Source organism: Salinivibrio sp. YCSC6 (assembly GCF_004916735.1).
GTDB classification, from domain to species: domain Bacteria; phylum Pseudomonadota; class Gammaproteobacteria; order Enterobacterales; family Vibrionaceae; genus Salinivibrio; species Salinivibrio proteolyticus.
Window position 1 is genome coordinate 2,026,764 of the sequence record NZ_CP039516.1, and the last position, 21,652, is coordinate 2,048,415.

Below are 21,652 nucleotides of genomic sequence, written 5' to 3' on the forward strand. Positions count from 1 at the left end.
ACTATTATGCTAATCCCAATCGGCTCGGGTGTCGGTCTGACAAGCGTCAGCCTCGGCGTACTGCGAGCGATGGAGCGTAAGGGCGTTCGCGTCTCGTTTTTTAAACCTATTGCCCAGCCACATCACGGCAGCGACACTGATGTGACTGACCTCACTACCGAAATCATTCACGCTAATAGTGACATGAAGGTAGCCGAGTCCATGTCGATGCACGAAGCAGAAAACCTGCTGCGCTCTGATCAGGAAGATGTCCTGTTGGAAGAAGTGCTGGCTCGCTTTACTCGTGCGACAAAAGACGCGGAAGTAGCATTGGTTGAAGGCTTGGTCACCACGCGTAACCACCCATTCGCTAACCAAATCAACTACGAGATCGCCAAAACGCTGGACGCGGAAATCGTGTTTGTCACCACCCCAGGTACAGACAACCCAGCCCAGCTGAAAGAGCGCATTGAATTTGCTTGCACCAACTTTGGCGGCAGCAAAAACGGCAACATCTCTGGTGTGATCATCAACAAGCTTAACGCCCCTGTTGACGACGCTGGCCGTACCCGTCCAGACCTATCCGAAATCTTTGATGATGCGGATGCTGCACGTCCAACCAACGTTGAAGTCATGCAAATCTTCAACTCTAGCCCAATTCGTGTGCTAGGTTGCGTGCCGTGGAAAATCGACCTGATTGCCACTCGTGCTAGCGATATGGCGAAACACTTGAATGCCACCATCATCAACGAAGGTGAAATTCAAACCCGTCGTATCAAGAGCATCACCTTCTGTGCGCGTTCAATTCCAAACATGGTTGAACACTTCCGCCCAGGTTCATTGCTGGTTACCTCTGCTGACCGCCCTGACGTGATTGTGGCGGCCTGCTTGGCTGCGATGAACGGCGTGGAAATTGGTGCGCTGCTGCTGACCGGTGGCTATGCTATCCCTGATCAGCTCAAAGCATTGTGTGACCGTGCTTTCGAAACTGGCCTACCAGTATTCACCACCGCGGGCAACACATGGCAAACCTCTCTCAACCTGCAAAGCTTCAGCCTTGAAGTACCGGCTGATGACAAAGAGCGTGTTGAGTTTGTGAACGACTATGTAGCGAGCCACATTGACGGCAACTGGATTGAGTCTCTGTCTGAAGGCTCTAACCGTGAGCGTCGCCTAAGCCCACCGGCTTTCCGTTATCAGCTGACCGAATTGGCTCGCCAAGCAGCGAAGCGTATCGTACTGCCTGAAGGCGATGAGCCTCGCACCATTAAAGCAGCGGCGATTTGTGCTGAGCGTAAAATTGCTGAGTGTGTGCTTCTGGGTAACCCAGAAGAAATCAAACGTGTTGCTGAGCAGCAAGGCGTGACACTGGGCGCTGGCGTTGAAATTATCGATCCGGCCAAAGTCCGTGACAAATACGTTGCCCGCTTGGTTGAGTTGCGTAAGAGCAAGGGTATGACAGAGGTGATCGCGCAAGAACACCTCGAAGATACCGTGGTACTGGGTACCATGATGCTTGAAGCCAACGAAGTTCAAGGACTGGTTTCTGGCGCGGTTCACACCACCGCCAACACCATCCGTCCACCGCTGCAAATCATCAAAACCGCACCGAACGCCTCATTGGTATCGTCAGTGTTCTTTATGCTGCTACCTGAGCAAGTGCTGGTATACGGTGACTGTGCGATCAACCCGGATCCAAATGCAGAACAACTGGCTGAAATTGCCATTCAATCTGCAGATTCTGCCGCGGCATTCGGTATTGAGCCTCGCGTGGCGATGATCTCCTACTCGACCGGTAGTTCAGGTAAAGGGGCTGACGTGGACAAAGTTCGCGAAGCCACCCGTATCGCGAAAGAGAAGCGCCCTGATCTGGTGATTGATGGCCCGCTTCAGTACGATGCTGCAATCATGGAAAATGTCGCAAAATCAAAAGCGCCTGACTCCCCAGTTGCGGGTAAAGCCACTGTGTTCGTCTTCCCAGACTTGAACACTGGTAACACCACGTACAAAGCGGTACAGCGTTCTGCTGAGCTGGTTTCAATTGGTCCAATGCTGCAAGGCATGCGTAAGCCAGTCAACGACCTGTCTCGCGGCGCCTTGGTAGACGACATTGTTTACACTGTTGCACTGACCGCTATCCAAGCGAAACAAGCAGAAGACAACGGCCAAGCGTAAGCCCCGCCTCGTCTTTGATTCAAAAGCCAGCACTCGTTGCTGGCTTTTTTGCGTTTGGGTTCACAACGCGATGCCTTCACCCGATCTAGCATAAGGGTCCATCCTTGTTTTGGAGTCGATGATGGCCACTCTATTTGATCCCGTGAGCCTGCGCCGTACCCTGCACCAATACCCTGAACTGTCCAACCACGAAGCGCAAAGTGCGCGCACCCTTGCCGCCCAATTGCGCGCCTTCGGATTTACGCCACACACCGAGATTGGTGGACATGGCATTGTGGTTGAGATTGCCGGCAAAGCAGCTGGCCCCACCACCTTACTGCGTGCCGATTTTGATGCGCTTCCCATCCATGAACGCACCCAATGTGCTCATGCCTCAAACCATGAAGGCGTTATGCACGCATGCGGCCATGATGGCCACGCCACCGCCTTATTAATGGTGGCGAACACCCTCGCGCAACAACCGCCACAACAAGGCAAAGTACTCCTTGTTTTTCAACCCGCCGAAGAAACCGGTGAAGGAGCGGCGCGCATGTGTGCTGATCCCTATTTAGCGACGCAAGAGATCGATCATGTCTATGCCTTTCATAATCTGCCGGGCTTTACTCAACATCACATCGTAGTGCGCTCAGGCACCTTTGCCTGCGCATCAACCGGTGTCGCGATACACCTTCGAGGCAAAACCTCCCATGCCGCTTACCCAGAACGCGGCATCAGCCCAGCCAGTGCCATGACAGAGATTATGACCGCCTTGATGCAACTACCAGAACAACATCACCCTGCCTTCAGTCTGGTCACCTTAGTGCACGCACAGCTAGGTGAACCCGCCTTTGGTGTTTCGCCCGGTGATGCCACTGTGATGGCGACGCTACGCAGCGATGACAACGCGACCTTCCACGCGATGAAAGCCAGCCTGACCACCACAATTAACGCAATCGCGCAACACGCGGGGCTAGAGGTATCCATTGCATGGCACGAGCCTTTTATCGCCGCCTACAACCATCCGGATTATTACGCCCATGTGGTTGACGCCGCCCAAACACTTGGTTTGTCAGTTCAAACACTTACCGAGCCGATGCGGTGGTCAGAAGATGTGGCCGAATTTCTCGCCCGTTGGCCCGGCGCGTTGTTTGGGATTGGCAGCGGAGAGCATCACCCACAGCTGCACAACCCTGACTATGACTTTCCGGATGCGATTTTATCGACGGCACATGATCTATTCTGCGCCTTGGTGGCTCGCCATCACGGCATGGCTGCACCCTCAGCGCCACAATGAACACGGGAAAAATAAAAAACAGGCCTGTTACGGGATCCGTAAAGGCCTGTTCATCCTGCTCAACGCCGAGTCAGTGCTAACTCCCCACCTTTAGAACGACCACTGGGTGCCGAGAGTAATGGTACGACCCGGATCCGGCATGCTCACTACCGAGCCTGGTTGAATGGTGTAACGGTCCGTCAGGTTATTCACCGTCATAAAGACACTGACATCCGGCGTGATGTCATAGTGACTATAAATATCGACCAAGTATTCTGATGCGATAGCCTCCACCGGGCTTGCGGCACCGGTGCCTTTTAGCCAATCCGCGGGGTTCGACTTGCCACTGTGATAACGCACTGTTGTACCGATATCGAGCCGATCATCTAACCATTTATGGCCAATATTTAGGTGCCATTTGCGCTCAGGTGGAATACGAGTCGGTGTGGTGCCCCACGCAAAGCCTAAGCTGTTACAGCGGTCCATACCTGAACGTTCGGCTTGATCTTGCGAACACACCTGCACCCTGTCGTAAAACGTGGCAGAGAAGTGGCTATAAAACCCTTGATACGCGTAATGCGCTTGCAACTCGATGCCAGACAGCGACAGCTCATCATAATTGGTAAAAGTAAAATTACTGCGCCAAGACGGCATCCCCGGCGTGCGATCGAGCACACCTCCAGAAATAAAGTCACTGACGTGATTATTAAAGTAGGACACCGTCATGGCGGCACGGCGTGTTTGCGCAAGCCCCAGTTCCTGCAACCAAGCTCGGCCGTCTAAGCTCACACCGTACTCTTGGTTAAACGACACTTCAGGATCGAGCGGGTTATACGGGTTGTAGCTAAACACCTCGTTAGAAATGGTGACTTCATATAAGCTCGGTAACCGCGCCGTACGAGAGAGTTTGGCAAACACAGAAGCCGAAGCGTTGATGTCATAATGCAGCTCACCCAATAAGTCCCATTCACCGCGATAGTGCAAAGATTGCTGGGTTTGCTTATCCAGTGATTGCGCTTCATGCCAGTTGACCCCAAGCTTTGCCGTCACCGGCGAGAAGTCAATTTCACTATTGGCAAACACACTCCACTCAGAGCGTTTCCCATGACGAGAGGTCGGCTCTTTAGAATAAAATCTATCTGTATCGCCAATTGGCGCTAAGGTTTCTTTGGTGTAAGACACACCATAATCCACACTCACCGGCACACTTGACCATTCACTGCGGTTAGCGATGCTCGCGCCATGACGGTCGTTTTGATACTCATGCAGATACTGCTCTGCGTTACTACCTTTCGCCCAGAGCCCGTTGTATTGGTTCAGCTTGGCGGACGTGTGCCATGCATTCGCATGCAGATTCAGCCAGCTTTGTGACGGCGAGGTATACCGGTAGTTTGCGCTATAAGCATCCACATCCGCCGTCCCCAATCCCCATTGGGGCATAACGGTGCCTTCTTCCCGCTCATCGGTATACCAGTAGGCCATCAGCACCTCGCCCGCCTCTTGGCGGTGGTGACGATAGCTAATATCTGCCTGATGACCATTGCCGAATTCTTTGTCTAGTTTGGCGAGCCAAGAATCACTCTCAAAACTGGTATTACCCACCTCTTGGCCTGCACCAATCACGGGCTCTTCGTAGCGTTCAATGCCCTTTTTGCCGGCAAAGTGGTTGCCTTTTTTGCGATGGCTAAATGCCAGCACACCACCAAGCCCATCACTCTGATAACCCAGCCCTACCATCGCAGACCCGTTATCAAATCCTTGATGATCACTGCTATCGGCCAAACGATAACGCAGTTGTTCCGTAGCATCGTCACTCACTCGCGGCGAGCGGGCGTTGTTGTGGGCACGTAGTTTCACCACCGCACCAAAGCCCTCGCCATCACGAACAATGTCTGTTGCATTGAGTGTGGTAGCGGTAATGGTGCCGCCAATCGCGCCGCTGGCATAAGGCGACCGCCCAATTGTGGCACCTTTGTCTACCGACAGCGACGACAATAAATCAGTATCAATATAGGTGCGATCACTCACCCCCTGATAACCACGAGAGGTATGCGTCGACTGCAAACTACCATCAATCAACATCGCAACCCGCCCATGCCCTTGCAAACCACGGATGCCGGGGTCAATCGCACCGGCTTCGTTGTGCATGTTATTGAGCTGAATACTGGTGTTGCCCGAAAAGACATCCGCGTTACTGATCCCGCGAACCTTATCCAAATCCTCGCGCATCATCAGCGCATCGGAAAAGCGATCGGCATTGACCACCACGGTATCGATCGGCGCATCGTTTTCAGATGCATTCTCTGCCGGTGCGGCAAGCGCGAGAGAAGGAAAAGCAAAAAAGGTAAGAATAAAAGAGGCGATTGGCTTTAACTGCATTGAACATTCCCCGTCAATAAAAAGCGACGGGGATGATAATGCAAATGGTTATCATTTTATAGCATTATTTGTGATCAAAAAAGCCCTCGCTCAACGAGGGCTCTTCACAACACCTTGTATTCAATTACTCTTGAATTAACGGGAGGTTGTCCATGATATCTAGCATCACCTGCTTGTTATCACTAGAAAGGCTGTAGTTTGGCAACGACGTTCCACCGTTATCTTGAGACCACGAAATCCCCACTAAAACATCGCCTATTTTGCGGTTAATGTAGCGATGACGCTTTTTCTGATCCTCACTCGATTCCTGTTGAATAAGCAACTCATTGCCGAATTCATCTTGAATAACACGCCATTGACCACCGGTAAAAAAGTCATCTTTTGACTGTGTTTTATAATCGATGGATTGAGATTCGTAGTAACCATTGCTTTTGAAGCGATTCATTAATATCGAGTATTGCAAAATCGGATCTTCCCCATCGAAACTTTGGGTGACACCGGTTTGCTCAACCATCAATCGATATTCTTCAACACCAGGGTAAACAAATGAGTCAACCTGAGCTGATTGATAAAAAGGAGTATCTGACGAGTCTAGCCAGAACAACTCATCATTAAACGCTTTCATAATCAATTGCTCTTGACCCTCAGCGTCTACATGGTGATAGAGACGCTCCATCACTACCGATTGATCCGCTCCATCTAAGGTAAATTGTAATTTGCCTTCGTTTAGCGTTACACTGCCGCAACGTTTATGTTCATAGTCAACATAGCCTGTTACATGATCAAGAGAGACCAACATCTGTTGAACAGATTGTGGATTCGTTAATGACCAATCGGTCTTACGACTAATGTTTGTCTTGTAGGCGTCGGGCACCTCGTCGTTGCCGCCCCAGCAGAACTGATAATCTCCACCATTTTGTAGGAACATGGCATAACCAATTTCACCATCGGAATCTGCCAAACTACCCATCTTCCACACGCGATTATCGTCAAATAACGCTTGGGTAAAGCCGTTTTCTGGTTCAGTCACTGGTGGCTGATAGCCCTCTTTAACGTCAGGAAGGGAGAACACGGTTGACGTCATCGCCCCTTTATTATCTTTCGCAGAGATAACGAGTTTTGTCCCCGACTGACGCGCATTTTTCGGGACACCCGTGACACGTACGAGACCTTGTTTATCCACGGAGGCAACGAGACCCTCGAGATTAAACTGATCGATGTGATAGGACTGGATCGCTCCATCGGCGTCCTTGAACAGAGCTGCAACACTAAACGATTGCTCAAAAACGTCACCTTGCTGGATATACCAATTATCAAGGATATCCTGCAATTCGGTTTTTTCTTGAGTATCCACAACTGGCGCTTTGTTTGATGTGCCAACTGTGAACTGAAGTGTCACTGCTTGTTTACCAACTTTTTTATTATCACTGTTAAAATCGTCGGCCAAAAGGGTTAGAACAACAGGGCCTGCTTTTAACGCTTCACCATTACTCGAAAGCTTAAGTATATTCTCGCGATAAGAGATCTGAATTCCCATATCTGGCGACAATGAGTCTACCGACCACGCAACTGGTGCTGTGGTGTCTTTATCACTGAATAGATTCGAAATATCTAAATCAATGACTGGAAAACTGTCGGTATCCATTAATGACGTCGTTTTGTCACTCAGTTTTTTCTGTAGTTTAGCTAAAGCATCAACATTAACTTTCACTGTGTGGTTTTCAGTGACTTTAAAGCTGCCGTTGTTATCATCACGCGTAATCACTGGCTTATACGTCGCGTCCTCCAACTGCTCGTCAGTCAAGGTCTCAACATGTTGAATCGCCTGGTTAGCGATTTCTAAAACCATTTCATCGTACTTAGCTCTACTGTCAGCCTTTGAAACTGTCAGTACCTGAGCAACTTTATGCAGCTTTTTATTTTTGCCCACATAGTCATCAAAGATTTCTGTAGAGTCTTCAACGCCTAATGCCGATTGCACCGCTTCAATTGCAACGTCTTCACTTTCACCTCGGCGCACTCTACTTGCAACCAAATCAGACAATGGTGAAATAACAACATTTTTGTTCTTAAGAGTAGAAATCGGCGTCATTAACGCGACTTCTCTATTGAGTGTTTGTCCTTTCAAATCTTGGTCAATCGTCGCTTGAGGATCCAACCCTAACTCTTCGAGCCAATTCAGTTTAGGACTGCCTTCAGCGATAATCTGTATCCCGATAAGTCCTTTGTCTTTAATCTTTTCACGTTCAACCTGAGCCTTACCATCACTATTCGTTTGTGCAATCACGGGCTCAGATTTATTCCAGTTACCGTCGTTATTTTGGTCGATAAAAACGACAGCGTTGCTCAAATAACCATCGATTGCCGTAATGGTTACCATATCTTTCGATGGCGTCGATTGCTCAGAAGAACCTGAGCCATTACAGCCAGTTAATACAATCGCAACGGATGCCGCAAGAAGTGTTTTTTTATTCATCTTTGTCCCTGAAATAAACTGCAAAAAATACGCGCACAATCAAGCGATGTACGCATTTTCGTTCATTCTGTTGCTAGCACCTTGCTAGTACAAGACACGCAAAGCTATACAAAAACCGTAATTTTTTTTAGTCTTTTTTGTGTTAAAGGTGCTGTTCGAATGAAAATCAGGCCAAGATAGATAAAATCTGTCTATATATCATACTATTCCTGTGGTTCAGCATAGAGAAGATTGATCTTAAACGTCTCTAAGCGATCCTTATATTCAGGCTTAGGATGAAACAGATAAGAGTAAACACGCCCATGAATCGGTATATCACTCGGGTCAAAAGAAAAGTCTAGGTAGAGCGCCACTCTCGTCGGCGTTTGTTGGTACGTACCACATTGGGGAGGATAATTTCCCATGGGATCACCACTTGTGCTGATGAGCGTGTTGTATTGTGATGGACCAATCAACACTGAGTAGCCATACCAGCGCTCAATGTCAGCGCACGTCATACTATGAACAGGATGGGCAATATTCAGATCGGAGTCTGCAGGCTGATAATAACTTGGATCATCAATACGGACGTTATAGATGTAATTCATCATGCCCACCAAGTAATAGTTACCCTCAGGATCCATTAACAAGTGGTCAAAATAACGGCCTTCATAGATATGATGCCCAGTATGCATATTCAACCGTGCTTCTACCGCACGTTTGTTATCAAAAAGTGTATCGGTTTGGTATTGCCCACCACGTCGTTGCGTGACCAAGTAGTGGTGTGCACTTGGCCCATAATAAGCATCATAATCAAAGCGTAGTAGCCAAGTGATCTCGAAGGCTTCACGCGAGAATTGGATTAAAACAGTATCGCCTTCGACTCGATAAGTTCCCCGCTGCGCAATATTTGATATATCTGGACATTTTAAACGATCTTGGCTTATGGCATACCAAACCTCATCATCACGAAGTAAGAAAACCTCGCATTGCAAGATATCATAAGCGACACCATTTTCATCGCGAATTCGTGTTGTTGTTAAACGATACAAGGGTTGATCAACGAGCATCTCTGCCTTGTGAGGTTTCTCCTCAATGTTCGGCATAGGAAAACGAGCAACAACCCAACTCTCTTCGTTACTGCCATGGTGATTATCTCTCGCCCTGATTACTAAAGTTAAACGCTCAAGATGATCATGCGGCGTGCCGCTCACTACAATCTGGCTTGATAATAATTGGACAGAAATCGACTGTGTTTTTGCTCCCTCAATGCCGACTTGGTAACTTAAGAAATCATCTTCAGCATCAATAAATAAATTTTGGAACGAAACCCGATGATACATGGTAATGTCTTGCTCCAAACGCCACGTTGCAACCTCCGCGGATATTTGAGAAAAAACATGAGGATCGATGGTTGGTTTGCTGTTACTAGGCTTCTGATAACCAACCGCTTCTCGTGACGACGCTTGTGTCGTCAACAATGCCACTTCATCCTCAACACTGTCATCGGGAGATATTTTTGGCTTTTTGACTGGAGCGATAGAAGCTTGGGAAATTGTTTCTTCTAACGTTTCTTCTACTTGTATGCCCTGCTCAGGACTCAATAGAGGAGCTGGTGAGAAAAAAGGGAATGACGCTTTATTTTTGCTTTTTAGCGATCCAACTGTCTCAAGCTTAGTTTTTGTTGCTTTTTCTTCGGCACCTTCACTTTCTGGTCTTAAGATAAAGAAGGACACACATAAAATACACGTTATAACAAATAGCTTCCGCTTCATTGAGCACGCATCCTCGATGCAAACCATCCTTTCGAGAATTTAAGATCCTTTTCGATCAAGCTTTTGCTGCAACTCAACGTCTGGCTAATTTCATCCACTTTCATTCCAACCAGATACTTCATTTTTAAAACATCAGCTTGCCTAGGATAGCGATGCCCAAACTTCTCGAGCTCCATATCAAAAACTAGCATTCTATCTAATCCACTCAACTGATTTTTATCTACGAAAATTCTGGTCGATTTTCTCTTACTAGCATGTAATTTTCTTGCTTGTTCAATCAATACCTGACGGATAATTTTTGCAGCCATGAGATAGAATGATTTTCTATTATTCACGTCTGCTAAATCCACTTGCGTCATTTTGATATAAGCTTCATTAACAAGCATAGTATCACTGTGAATAGCATCACTAATAATCGTATTTTCAACACCAAAGTTTTCGCTACTTCTTTTGCTTTCACGTGCCGCTAATTGCTTTAACCTAGAATAAGCCAGATGGTACAGTTCCGATTCAGATTGTCGATCACCTTGCTTCCATTGTAAAAGAAGCTGTGTGAAATCAGCGTTTTTATTCATCATATTTTGTATACATACTTGTGTTAATGGTTTTTAAACTGGGCAAACCATGTTTATCTAATATTTTTATTTGATTGTATTGATAGATAGTCCCGCCTAACCAACTTTCATTAACTGGCAAGTACTCCCAACTAGTGTATTGATAGCCCTTATCTATATCAAACCAACTCACAGTAACATTGAGTGCAGACAAAGTGGTCTTACTCGTTTCATTCAGCCACCAAGCATCTCGATACAAAAACTTATCCATTAACTGATAGCTCGATTCTGTGATCGGACAATGATCTGTTTCTTTAGGCCCTTCTAGGATACGATCACCTTTCATTAACACGCATTGAGATGAGGTTTCTCTGCCATTAAATGTTTTCTTTATCCATACTCCAGAATAATCAATAAAACTCTCTTTATTCTTCGGATAAATAAAAGACACGCCTGCAGCAACATTGTTGTGATCAACGTGCTTTTTTTTACCTAACCCCTGAGATTTCTCCATTAAAAGATGCGTTTTCTCATCGTAATTTATGGCAATAGAACGATATTTCCAATCGCTACCATCTTGTCGATCGTCAATGTAAAAGCCATTCAATTGATATTGTCGACAGCCCTGCTTGGCACAACTTACTAGGCCTCGTTCACCACCAAATTCATTGAGTGGGCTGACCACTACCTTCTGAACGTTATTGGGAACAAGCTGGCATCCTTCGAATCTATCGCCTATTGAAGGATATTCTATGATCGTATCATCTTTTATCTCAAAAGTCGTTTTCCCTATCGGAGCGTGGTAATAAGGGTTCCTTAGTTGGTCAAGATTAATGGCGCAGATACTCCCTTTATAGTCTCTTTTCTTGACGGTTTCATAGATGAATACTGTATCTTTTGCATCAAGCACTTTATGCTCTGAAGCAAATCTATCCTTAATATACTCGTGGCTTTTTTTAAGGTGACGAGCAGCTTCTTCGATGGATACAAATGCAAGTTGAAACTCATCTAGGTGACTATCTAAATAGCTCAAGTCGAGATTGTTTAGTGTGTTTATTAACTCAGTATTACTCCTCACACTGTCGTCAATCGTGATGTTATTACGGTTATTTGGTGTACTATCCAGTGACATCAGTAAGCGAGTAAGATTAATACTTCTACTTAGCTGAGTGGAAATATTATTAGGAGTCACAATTTCTTGACCTGAAATTGCACTAATTAAAGCTCCGCGGTTATCTTGACCTAAATAAAATTTAACAGCGTCACCCTCATCATATTCAAATCGACCTTTATCCGTAAAGCCTTGATGCCCCGAGGATGTTTCGTAATATAAACCTGTAACAGGAGCATCAATAAAGTAGCCACTTAATTTCGGTTCACTTTGCGCTGGCAGTATCACACTCATGTAGGATAGTAAAAACAGTGTAATTTTATTTTCCATTTTTTGACGTACTCGGATGAGGGACCATCATAGCGACAATTAATTTTTGTTTAACATCATCAGAGACATGGGGATTTGCAAGAATTTGACGACGAGAAAGATCTAACATCACCTCAAAACTAACCGGGTGGTCGTACGTTTCTTTACCATGAAACATCAGCTGTGTCAGATGCATAACCAGCTCTTCAGATGCCTGTTTTTCAGAATAAAGCTGCTGATTTTTATTCACTAACACTAGGCTAAACACAAACGCAGACACGACCAACACAGTCGATAAAAATAGAGGGATAGGCCGTCGTCGTACTAAACAGCGTAATTGATAGAGCCAATTATCTTGCTTAACAGAAATCGGCTTTTTATTCATCACATGAATAACGTCATTACGAAGCTGGTTGACAGTCACGTAGCGATTATCTGCCTCTTCTTCTGTCGCTTTAGTAATTACCAATGCCAACTCTTGATTGGGCTTTTTACCGTCCGCAGTCAACAGAAATGCTAACAATTTGCCTAATGCGTATACATCTGTTTGTTGGGTAAGGTATTCGCCACGTTTTTGTTCAGGGCTTGCATAACGCTCACTGTAGGCCAACACACCATCGTCACTATCAGGGCTTGGATAGCATTCAAGTTTCTGTGTGAGGTTAAAGTCGATAATTTTAGCCTGTCCGTCTCTATCAATCAGGATATTATCCGGCTTAATATCACCATGAATCATTTGGTGGCGATGCGCATGCTCAATCGCTGAGCAAATCGACACAAACAAGGATAGTCGTGCCTTGTGCGACGTTGGCTGCGTTGCTATCTGCTTTCCAAGCGTGCATCCATCCACATACTCCATGACAATATAAACACACCCGTCACTGATCCCGCCATCAAACACCTTTGCGATACAGGGGTGACTTAAACGCGCCAACATCTGTGCTTCTTTGAACAGAGAATTTCTACCGATAATAGGGTACAAAGAAGGGTGGATACACTTTATGGCAAGTTCTTGTTCAAACGTACTATCATCGCGATAAGCGCGATACACAACCCCCATTCCACCGCGGCCAATCTCCTCACCGAGACGATATTTATCCAACGTGGTATTCGGTTCAAACGGCTGTGATGCGATGAAAGATTGAGCCCCATCTGACCAAATTTGGCTCAGCAATGGCTGTGTATCGCAATGATAGAATGGCAAGAGTTGTGCGTATTGAGAGGGAGACGTGACTTTCAACCGACTTAACCATACTTCCTGTTCTTCCTCGGACAGATCGAGAAAATCATAAACAAGCTGCGTCTCAGCCCCACTAAATTGCACAATAATCGACCAAGTCTATGAATTTAAGTGGTTATTTTAATTATTTGCAGAATTATTAAAAGTTAATTCACCCCAACGCCAGCCAAAATCCGACCCCAATCATCAGGGTGCCGGCGATTCGGTTCAGCAATTGTACATTGCCCTTTTGCTGCAAAAACTGACGCAAGGTACGCCCACCGCTGGCATACAGCATAAGACAACTGAATTCCGTGCAAAGAATGATCAACACCAGCACGCTCAACTGACTGGGTAGTGACATTGCAGGGTTAATAAACGGCGGCAACAGCGAGATCATAAACGCCCAACCTTTCGGGTTGGCAATGGCGGTCACAAAGCCTTGCGCGGCCAACGACAATGCCGAGGCTTCATTGGGGCTATCGTTATCCTCATTTGGGATCGCCATCTTGCCGCGAGAGCGCCACATTTGTACGCCTAAATACGCCAAGTACACACCACCGACATATTTAAACACCTGAAATACGGTGGGATAGTTCAGCATCACCGTCGCCACACCAATGACAGAGGCTATCGCGACCAGCCCCACGCCGATAAGCTCGCCCCACATCATATGTAAGCTACGCTTAACGCCAATTGTCATGCCAAGGGTCATCGATAACGTCATGCACATGCCGGGCGTAACCGACACAAAAAAGAAGGTGGGAATAAACAGCGTCAGCATGGTGGTATCAATCAACAGGGGAGACATAAAAACAACAGTCTTAACAGTTAGGTACGGAGACTATCAGTTAACGCGCTTTCCCTGCAGAGATCAAGCCCTTCGCTCACTTTATAACCGGACGGTTAGACTTATTGCCATTTGGACGTCTAGAAGTAAAAATATCCATTGACTTGTTTTTAACGAACCCATAGCATCAATAACCAGAGAGACCCGACAGCCAAGGTGCAAGGCGCTGGACAGCTGCGAGATGTCATAAGATTTATCGCTAAGGACATGTGATGATTGAGATAAAACAACTCAACAAGGTATTCGAACTCGGGGAGCGCCGAGTTCATGCCCTTAAAGACATCAATTTATTTATTCCGAAAGGAAAAGTGTTTGGTGTGATTGGCGCCTCTGGCGCGGGCAAAAGCACGCTGATCCGGATGGTTAACCTGCTTGAGCGCCCAACCAGCGGCTCAGTGACCGTGGGTGGCGTCAACCTTACTGCGCTGCCTAACCGTGAGTTAACCCAGGCGCGCCGTAAAATAGGCATGATCTTCCAACACTTTAACCTGCTGTCTTCGCGCACCGTGTTCGACAATATCGCCCTGCCGCTGGAGCTCAGTGGTACGCGCCGCGATGAGATTGAAACGCGCGTCAGCGAATTGCTGGATTTGGTCGGCTTGGCCGATAAGCGTGATGTGTATCCCGCCAGCCTCAGTGGTGGACAAAAGCAGCGTGTCGCTATCGCTCGCGCGCTGGCGCCAAGCCCAAATGTATTGCTCTGTGATGAAGCCACCAGCGCACTGGATCCAGCTACAACCCAATCGATTTTGTCACTGCTACAAACCATTAATGAAAAGCTCAACCTCACCATTTTGCTGATCACCCACGAAATGGATGTGGTGAAGCGCATTTGTCACGACGTGGCGATTATTGGTGATGGCGAACTGGTTGAGTCTGGCCCCGTAGGCGATATTTTTGCTCATCCTAAATCCGAGTTAGCGAAAAACTTTATTCGCTCCACCTTGGATTTGTCGGTGCCACATGACTACGCCCAACGCTTACAAAAAGACTACTTTAAAGGCAGCTATCCGCTGGTACGTCTAGAATTTACAGGCGCCACCGTCGACGAGCCACTGATCAGCCAGATGTCGCGCTTATTTAATATTGATATCAGCATCTTAAGTTCTGACATTGATTACGCCGGCGGCGTGAAATTTGGTCTACTCTTGGCGGAGATTATGGGCCCGAAAAGTGCTGTTGATGATGCAATTCACTACCTAAAAAAACACCATGTCGCCACGGAGGTACTTGGCTATGTCGATTGATGCGTTAACCCAATGGATTGGACAAAACCAAGCACTGATTGAACTGCTGGCCGATGCCACCGGCCAAACCATTTACATGGTGTTGGTCTCCGGACTGCTTGGCTTTGTATTCGGGATCCCACTTGGCGTGCTGTTGCACATCACCAAAAAAGGCGGACTGAAAGCACAGCCACGGGTTAATCAAATTTTGGGCGCTGTCGTTAACATCGGCCGTTCCATTCCGTTTATTATTTTGTTGGTGGCTATCATCCCATTCACTCGCTTTGTGGTGGGCACCTCCATCGGCACCGCGGCAGCGATTGTGCCGCTGACAGTCGGCGCAATTCCATTTATTGCGCGTTTGGTAGAGGGTGCGCTTTTAGAGCTACCCGCAGGGTTGGAAGAAGCCGCAAAAGCGATGGGCGCAACCCCAACGCAAATTATTTACAAAGTGCTGCTGCCCGAAGCCCTACCGGGGATCATCAATGGTGCCACCATCACCTTAGTCACCTTGGTGAGCTATTCCGCCATGGCGGGCGCTGTCGGCGGTGGCGGCCTCGGGGATGTGGGCATTCGCTACGGTTATCAGCGCTTTGATACCACCGTCATGCTAATCACGGTTGTGATGCTGGTCGTGCTGGTACAAGCGATTCAATCATGCGGAGATTACTTAGTGCGTCGCACAAATCACCGCTAAACACCCAAACACATAAACACAACATTTGTCCCAGCCACTTGGGATGACACACGGCCACAAGTGGTGCGGGACTACCGTCAAAACGGATACGTTTTTTAAAAGGGAGACAGACAATGAAAACCACGATTAAAACACTGCTTGCCACACTCGGACTGGCCTCAACCCTTGCCCTTACCGGCTGTGGTGAAAAAGAAGCTGCCGTGCAAGACAACAGCAAAATCACCGTTGGCGTTATGGCCGGTGAAGAAGCACAAGTGGCCGAATATGCGGTTCAAGAAGCCAAAAAACTCGGCCTTGAGGTGAAGCTCATTACCTTTACCGACTATGTGTCCCCTAACGCCGCCCTCGCCGATGGTTCTGTGGACGTGAATGCCTTCCAGCACAAACCGTACCTCGACGCACAAATCAAAGACCGTGGCTACGAGTTTGCGATTGCAGGCAACACCTTTGTGTATCCAATTGCGGCCTACTCTTACAAACTTGATAGCGTGGCCGATTTGCCTGAAGGCGGCAAAATTGCCGTGCCTAACAACCCATCGAACCTTGGCCGTTCGCTGGTATTGCTGGAACAACAAGGCATTATCAAACTTAAAGAAGGCGCTGGCATTAACGCCACTAAACTGGATATCGTTGAGAACCCGAAAAACGTGGAAATCATCGAGCTAGAAACGCCACAACTGCCTCGCTCACTGGAAGACGTGGACATTGCGATCATCAACAACACCTTTGCCGCGGGCGTGGGCCTAACCCCAAGCAAAGACGGCCTGTTTGTTGAAGACAAAGAATCGCCTTACGTGAACCTGATTGTGGCGCGCAAAGACAACGTAGACGCTGAAAACGTGAAAAACTTTGTTAAAGCCTACCAAACCGACGCGGTTTACAACGCCGCAATGGAAGTTTTTGACGGCGCAGTGGTAAAAGGCTGGTAAGCCAGTCCGCTCACCACACTTAAATACTCAAGCCCGCGCTGAAAAGTGCGGGCTTTTTGGTATCCGCTGAGTGATGATTTGGGTGCCAAAGAGTAAGGTATGTTTTTTGTTAAATCGAAGCCTTTATCTGTTGCTCTAATGTAAAGGATGACGTATCTAGTGGAAAACTATGAGAGATTAATTCAAAAAACCACGAATGCCTTCACTTTTGCCCAAAACGGTTGGTACATTTAGACACCCCAAAATCTAGATATGAAGCCACATAGGGCGAAAAGATAATGCCAACTCATTACATTTTATCGAAGAAGGTTTATGAGTAAATCTGACAAATACCTTTCATTAATCACATTCTTATTTATCACTCTCGCTATATCACTGACTAGTGGCTATCAATACATTGGTGATTTTGTAGAGAAAGGATTAAGCGCACTAAGCATGTTCATCGGCTACTTTGTCCTTATCGCATTGTTTTCCATTTATAAAGACGTATCTTTGTTTACTAAAAAACAGCTGATGTCTATTGCGTTTCTATCAGTATTCATCACACTCGCGTCTTATATCTATCCATATTTTAAATACTCAGAGCAAAACCCAAGCGACCTAATGTCAACTTTAATCTATGACATTGTAATAAACGTGATAATTTTTACTCTTCTCTTTAAGGAATCAAAGCGTGAACGTAGCCAAAGCATTCCCGAGCAGAAGATTATCTAGTCCCAAGCTACACTGTCATCAGCAACCCGATTGATATATTCGCATGGAGACAGACCGTTATGACAACAACGCCCAAACCTCCATTGAGCACTTTTGATCCAGCGGAGTTCTTGGATAACCAAGAAGCACTTCAAGCTTACTTAGACGAAGCGGTGCAAACGGGCGATCCCGCATTTATCGCCGATGCACTCGGTGTGATCGATCGTGCCAAAGGAATGGCAGATATGGCCAAGCACACCGGTCTTTCACGAGAAACGCTCTACCGTACTTTCAGCCAAAAAGGCAATCCCTCAAGACACTGATCGCGATTGTGAATGCGTTAGGGGTGGAGTTAAGATTTGGTGATTCGAAGTCAGTGAAGTCATAGCGGCGATAGCGGTGCTGCTATAGCAAGCCCCGCATTGAAAATGCGAGCTTTTTGGTGGTGTAACGCGAAAAGGATAAGTCGGACGTCGCTCTGACTTGGAAATGGACATTTTCGTGTTACGAATAGGATCAATACGCATTCGACTCGGATGAAAAAATATATGGATAACATCTATACTCATGTTCAATGTTACGGAACCACTACAAGGACTGCAATAGGCGTTAGCTATTAAGCTAGCGCCTTTATCTTTAACTATTTTATATTGGACTCGAAAACACGAACTAACTCTTTTACTTTGACGATACAGTTATTGGCTACACATCCGTATTTTTCATTGTATTTAATCAAGGAAATCAAATATGACCGATAACCTTTTATCTTATTTTGCAACTGGTCATCAGAGTACTGGATGTAGAAGTTTATGTTTTCGCCGTATGTTCTTTTAAATTTGTTATAGTTCAACTGAAAAATATTCTCCATGATATAGACAGGATCTCTATTTTTTCTTAAAAGTGCAGATAGTTTTTTTAATTGTTTTAGTTTTTTATCAGAGAGTCTAATTGAACCAATGGGATCTTGTTTGTAAACATTAAAGAACAGGTTTTCCTTTAACTTGGTATTCTGAATTACATACCCATTAAGCGATATAGTATTCTCTACTGCCTTTCTTTTTCTTTTTTTTAACTTAAGAGAAAGAGTGGAGACAAATATAGAGATGTCTCTTTCAAACTGCTCAGAATGGAGGTATCGACTCTTGCTCGATGAAAAAAGCATATCATCTGCATATCTACTGTATACAATCCCTTTATCTTCACACAGTTTCTGGATTAAAATATCGATTCTTCTAAAAATTATATTAGAAACGACAGGGGAAGACGAAAAGCCGATAGGAAGTATTTCTTTTCCTTTTATGTCATCATCGTCGAAATTATTATTAACTTTGTGAGTAATAGACATATAAGCAATGTCTAATGCCGAGTATTTTGCACCTTTTTTGTCATCACTGAAGTACTGACTCAGGAGGTTTTTAACTTCCAACACAGATATGGAGTGGAAAAACTTCTTTATATCGAGTCTTAAAAAGTAATAACCACTGATGTGTGGTCTTAGAAAGTCATAATAAGACTTACCAGGGACAAAACCGCAAGCAGAAGAGTTTACAGGAATCTTGGATAGAACAAACCTTGTAATTCTATCATTTACGATTTTGTGATCAGAATCTTTTAATATCTCGAAAAATATATCAGCCCCAGACTTTCGTTCAATGACACTGGTAGAAAAATCATCTAACAATGCTACATTACCTTTTAGAATGGCGTTATTAAAGAATTCATCACTAACTTTTTTATTCATTATATTGCTTCAACCCGATACAAAAGAACACTATTACACCGTAGGTGTGTACTATCAGACACATTAATCAGCGCGACCAGATTAGTAACTATTGGGACTGTACTCAAAGTTACTGGAAGACGAACTCCCAGAAACAAAGAGAGGGAGGGGCAAGCCCTCAGATACTCGTGAAAACTCATATCTCCCCTCTACTATCGGGTTGAAGCATACGAATAATATCATAAAGCTCAGGGAAGTAAACCTTGAAGGTACTTCCAAATGTCTGATTCTTATGCAAAGATTGAGTTTCTATATATTCAACGGCATAGTTAATATAGTTAGTTGTCCATCCGTCTGTTTTCTCGAGATCTTTATTTTTAACAGTGGCTTGCTCTAGTAAACCCATTAGCAATTTAGCGTGTCTAGATGTGTATCTTAGTTTTCCGTTTACTTTATTACCTTTTTGCATGGTTTGTTTGTACGCTTCAACATTAAAGTGACTATAGTCAGTAAGAGCTTTAGACTTTCCATTGAAAATAACTCGTATATAATCAATTAACATATCTTCGGTTATGAACTTACTATTATTAATCCTAGTTATAATTGATTGAGTATTAGTGCCATACTTTTTGTCTAACCAACTATATAGAATCTCAGCACTGCTTTTCTGAATTAGACATCCTTCCAAAGTTGTTCTATTAATGTAGATGTTTTTTTCCAATAAGCGCTTTTTTACGGCGGAAAAAATTTTATCAAAATCACTTTCCTTTAAGAAATCTTGTTTTGTAGGATCAACTTTAAGATTCTTTTTATCACACGACAATAAATATTTAACATTCTCCATTTTGTCTTTTTGTTTTTTACTAAATCCGAGTTTGTATTTATTAAACTCAGCCTCTAAAGTCTTCTTCCAGAAGTTAAAATAATTACCGTTTTTTTGTAGTTTCAATTCAAAACTATTTGGTTGACCTTTAACTGATATAGCCTTATCAGCATCAAAGAGAAACATGTAGGGGATCGCGGAGTTAGAGTAAGAAGGGTTAACTCTCTCCCCAATGACATTACTACTACTCTTATATATATCGATATTTCTTAGATGTGGAAAGTGCTCTGATAGCCTCATATTGCCAAATACTTCTAATTCGCTTTCCCCCTCAACAAATAGAATATAATCACTAAAAAATAATCTAGCTTCATTATCGCTAAATGTGTTAATAAAGCTTTCACTATCATACGTTGAATTTAGAGTATGAATCGATGTTGTTGAGTCACTTCTCTTTTGAAAACAAAATACTCGTTGATAATCACGAAATTTCTTGATTATCTCTTTTACAATATTTGGTGAATGCGTAGTCAAAAACACTCTTGGTCTTGTTACTTTATGATCACGACCGTTATTGTACTTATAGCTGTTATAGATATCGTGAATTAACACCTCATTCATTTTTGGATGAAGCCCAAGCTCAGGTTCGTCAATAAATACAAACGGTGTTATATACTCCCTTCGCGAAATTGTAATTAATATTTTTAAAAACGTCTTAATGAAATGAAATGAATTTGTACCATCTGAGTGATATTTAAGATCATTTTCATCTATCTCAAATCGATATCCTTTTAAGCCCGCCTTAATATAGCTTAATAATTTTTCTTTTTGTGTGCTCGGTTTGGTAGAAATCGTGCTATTTAGTTCGGATATATAGTTTTTATATGAACTTTCACCATCAGCGTTAATGGACTTGTCAAAAAAGTCAATTATAGTTTGATCATCTATTTTTGACAGATTGAATGACTTCAATCGTGATATAAGATCCCATAAGCTATCCCATTCATGTAGATCCATATGCCTAGGTTCAATATGGAAAAAAGGGAAAAGGTATAAAATCAGATTTAGCGTCTGCTTATCATTTGTTGACCACTTTACCTTTCCATCGTTATATATATTCAACGTTAACGTATAAGTAGTATGGTCGTTATCGTATCGCATCAATGTAAACATACTTCGTTTATGCAATGGAACGAGTTTTCTAATTATGAATGCGAAATACGTGTTAGTTGGTTGCTTCCTAGCGATTCTAAAGATTCTAGTCATATCAAAGGTTATTGATATCGAACCTTTATATGAATAGTTTGAGTTGAGCTTGGGCGGCAACTCTTCTTTTCCTTCTAATTTGTTGTAAAAAAACTTTAAGACTTTAAGTAAATTAGATTTACCTACATTGTTCCTACCAACAATACAGTTCATATCATTCAAGTTATTGACGACCAGTTCATCGAATGATAGTAAATTAGTAATTTTTATTGCTTGTACAGTCATAATACACTCGAATAT

The 21,652-nt window shown here is 44.6% G+C and carries 15 protein-coding genes; 6 read left to right on the top strand and 9 right to left on the bottom strand.

Annotated elements, in window-relative coordinates; all coding sequences use genetic code 11:
• Positions 1 to 6: 6 nt before the first annotated feature.
• Both pta and E8E00_RS09305 read left to right on the top strand, forming a co-directional pair.
• The gene (gene pta, locus E8E00_RS09300; protein ID WP_096631273.1) at positions 7 to 2,154 is read left to right on the top strand and encodes a phosphate acetyltransferase; all 2,148 of its coding nucleotides are present in this window, start codon (positions 7 to 9) and stop codon (positions 2,152 to 2,154) included.
• 118 nt (positions 2,155 to 2,272) lie between these two features.
• The gene (locus E8E00_RS09305; RefSeq protein WP_205907390.1) at positions 2,273 to 3,427 is read left to right on the top strand and encodes an amidohydrolase; all 1,155 of its coding nucleotides are present in this window, start codon (positions 2,273 to 2,275) and stop codon (positions 3,425 to 3,427) included.
• Positions 3,428 to 3,517: 90 nt separating this feature from the next.
• Here the strand turns inward: E8E00_RS09305 and E8E00_RS09310 are convergent, their stop codons facing one another.
• From E8E00_RS09310 to E8E00_RS09340, 7 genes are all read right to left on the bottom strand, one after another.
• The gene (locus E8E00_RS09310) at positions 3,518 to 5,785 is read right to left on the bottom strand and encodes a TonB-dependent receptor plug domain-containing protein (protein WP_096631267.1); all 2,268 of its coding nucleotides are present in this window, start codon (positions 5,783 to 5,785) and stop codon (positions 3,518 to 3,520) included.
• A 124-nt stretch (positions 5,786 to 5,909) separates the two neighbouring features.
• Positions 5,910 to 8,261: a hypothetical protein gene (locus E8E00_RS09315; RefSeq protein WP_136588380.1), complete on the bottom strand. Its 2,352-nt coding sequence runs from the start codon at positions 8,259 to 8,261 to the stop codon at positions 5,910 to 5,912.
• Positions 8,262 to 8,464: 203 nt separating this feature from the next.
• Positions 8,465 to 10,015 (bottom strand): hypothetical protein, encoded by a 1,551-nt coding sequence (locus tag E8E00_RS09320; RefSeq protein WP_136588381.1) that lies wholly within the window; start codon positions 10,013 to 10,015, stop codon positions 8,465 to 8,467.
• Positions 10,012 to 10,593 (bottom strand): ECF-type sigma factor, encoded by a 582-nt coding sequence (locus E8E00_RS09325; RefSeq protein ID WP_096631256.1) that lies wholly within the window; start codon positions 10,591 to 10,593, stop codon positions 10,012 to 10,014. Before E8E00_RS09325 ends, E8E00_RS09320 begins: the two co-directional genes overlap by 4 nt.
• Positions 10,583 to 12,010: a chromosome partitioning protein ParA gene (locus E8E00_RS09330; protein ID WP_096631254.1), complete on the bottom strand. Its 1,428-nt coding sequence runs from the start codon at positions 12,008 to 12,010 to the stop codon at positions 10,583 to 10,585. Before E8E00_RS09330 ends, E8E00_RS09325 begins: the two co-directional genes overlap by 11 nt.
• A complete protein-coding gene (locus tag E8E00_RS09335) occupies positions 12,000 to 13,313 on the bottom strand; it encodes a serine/threonine-protein kinase (RefSeq protein ID WP_096631251.1) in 1,314 nt (437 codons plus the stop codon). The genes E8E00_RS09330 and E8E00_RS09335 overlap by 11 nt, the downstream gene beginning before the upstream one ends.
• 67 nt (positions 13,314 to 13,380) lie before the next feature.
• Complete coding sequence (locus E8E00_RS09340; protein ID WP_240531960.1) at positions 13,381 to 14,004, bottom strand: LysE family translocator; 624 nt, start codon at positions 14,002 to 14,004, stop codon at positions 13,381 to 13,383.
• Positions 14,005 to 14,270: 266 nt separating this feature from the next.
• On the opposite strand from E8E00_RS09340, the gene metN reads away from it, so the two are divergent.
• From metN to E8E00_RS09360, 4 genes are all read left to right on the top strand, one after another.
• Positions 14,271 to 15,305 carry a methionine ABC transporter ATP-binding protein MetN gene (gene metN, locus E8E00_RS09345; protein ID WP_096631245.1) on the top strand — a complete coding sequence of 345 codons (1,035 nt, stop codon included), beginning with the start codon at positions 14,271 to 14,273 and terminating at the stop codon, positions 15,303 to 15,305.
• A complete protein-coding gene (locus E8E00_RS09350; RefSeq protein WP_077661809.1) occupies positions 15,295 to 15,981 on the top strand; it encodes a methionine ABC transporter permease in 687 nt (228 codons plus the stop codon). Before metN ends, E8E00_RS09350 begins: the two co-directional genes overlap by 11 nt.
• Before the next feature lie 113 nt (positions 15,982 to 16,094).
• Positions 16,095 to 16,910: a methionine ABC transporter substrate-binding lipoprotein MetQ gene (metQ, locus tag E8E00_RS09355; protein ID WP_069589332.1), complete on the top strand. Its 816-nt coding sequence runs from the start codon at positions 16,095 to 16,097 to the stop codon at positions 16,908 to 16,910.
• A 773-nt stretch (positions 16,911 to 17,683) separates the two neighbouring features.
• Complete coding sequence (locus E8E00_RS09360) at positions 17,684 to 17,926, top strand: addiction module antidote protein (protein ID WP_240531933.1); 243 nt, start codon at positions 17,684 to 17,686, stop codon at positions 17,924 to 17,926.
• Positions 17,927 to 18,243: 317 nt separating this feature from the next.
• Here E8E00_RS09360 and E8E00_RS09365 read toward each other — a convergent pair whose 3' ends face one another.
• Entirely contained in the window at positions 18,244 to 19,344 is a 1,101-nt protein-coding gene (locus E8E00_RS09365) for a reverse transcriptase domain-containing protein (protein WP_096631240.1), read from the bottom strand.
• Between the two features lie 175 nt (positions 19,345 to 19,519).
• Positions 19,520 to 21,637, bottom strand: a complete 2,118-nt coding sequence (locus E8E00_RS09370) for a retron Eco8 family effector endonuclease (protein WP_096631237.1) — start codon at positions 21,635 to 21,637, stop codon at positions 19,520 to 19,522.
• Positions 21,638 to 21,652 lie beyond the last annotated feature (15 nt).

Coding starts and splice junctions, on each gene's coding strand:
- E8E00_RS09325 (WP_096631256.1), bottom strand. CDS start 10,593: ATGATGAATAAAAACGCTGATTTCACACAGCTTCTTTTACAATGGAAG.
- pta (WP_096631273.1), top strand. CDS start 7: ATGCTAATCCCAATCGGCTCGGGTGTCGGTCTGACAAGCGTCAGCCTC.
- metQ (WP_069589332.1), top strand. CDS start 16,095: ATGAAAACCACGATTAAAACACTGCTTGCCACACTCGGACTGGCCTCA.
- E8E00_RS09310 (WP_096631267.1), bottom strand. CDS start 5,785: ATGCAGTTAAAGCCAATCGCCTCTTTTATTCTTACCTTTTTTGCTTTT.
- E8E00_RS09320 (WP_136588381.1), bottom strand. CDS start 10,015: ATGAAGCGGAAGCTATTTGTTATAACGTGTATTTTATGTGTGTCCTTC.
- E8E00_RS09330 (WP_096631254.1), bottom strand. CDS start 12,010: ATGGAAAATAAAATTACACTGTTTTTACTATCCTACATGAGTGTGATA.
- E8E00_RS09315 (WP_136588380.1), bottom strand. CDS start 8,261: ATGAATAAAAAAACACTTCTTGCGGCATCCGTTGCGATTGTATTAACT.
- metN (WP_096631245.1), top strand. CDS start 14,271: ATGATTGAGATAAAACAACTCAACAAGGTATTCGAACTCGGGGAGCGC.
- E8E00_RS09360 (WP_240531933.1), top strand. CDS start 17,684: ATGACAACAACGCCCAAACCTCCATTGAGCACTTTTGATCCAGCGGAG.
- E8E00_RS09370 (WP_096631237.1), bottom strand. CDS start 21,637: ATGACTGTACAAGCAATAAAAATTACTAATTTACTATCATTCGATGAA.
- E8E00_RS09350 (WP_077661809.1), top strand. CDS start 15,295: ATGTCGATTGATGCGTTAACCCAATGGATTGGACAAAACCAAGCACTG.
- E8E00_RS09365 (WP_096631240.1), bottom strand. CDS start 19,344: ATGAATAAAAAAGTTAGTGATGAATTCTTTAATAACGCCATTCTAAAA.
- E8E00_RS09305 (WP_205907390.1), top strand. CDS start 2,273: ATGATGGCCACTCTATTTGATCCCGTGAGCCTGCGCCGTACCCTGCAC.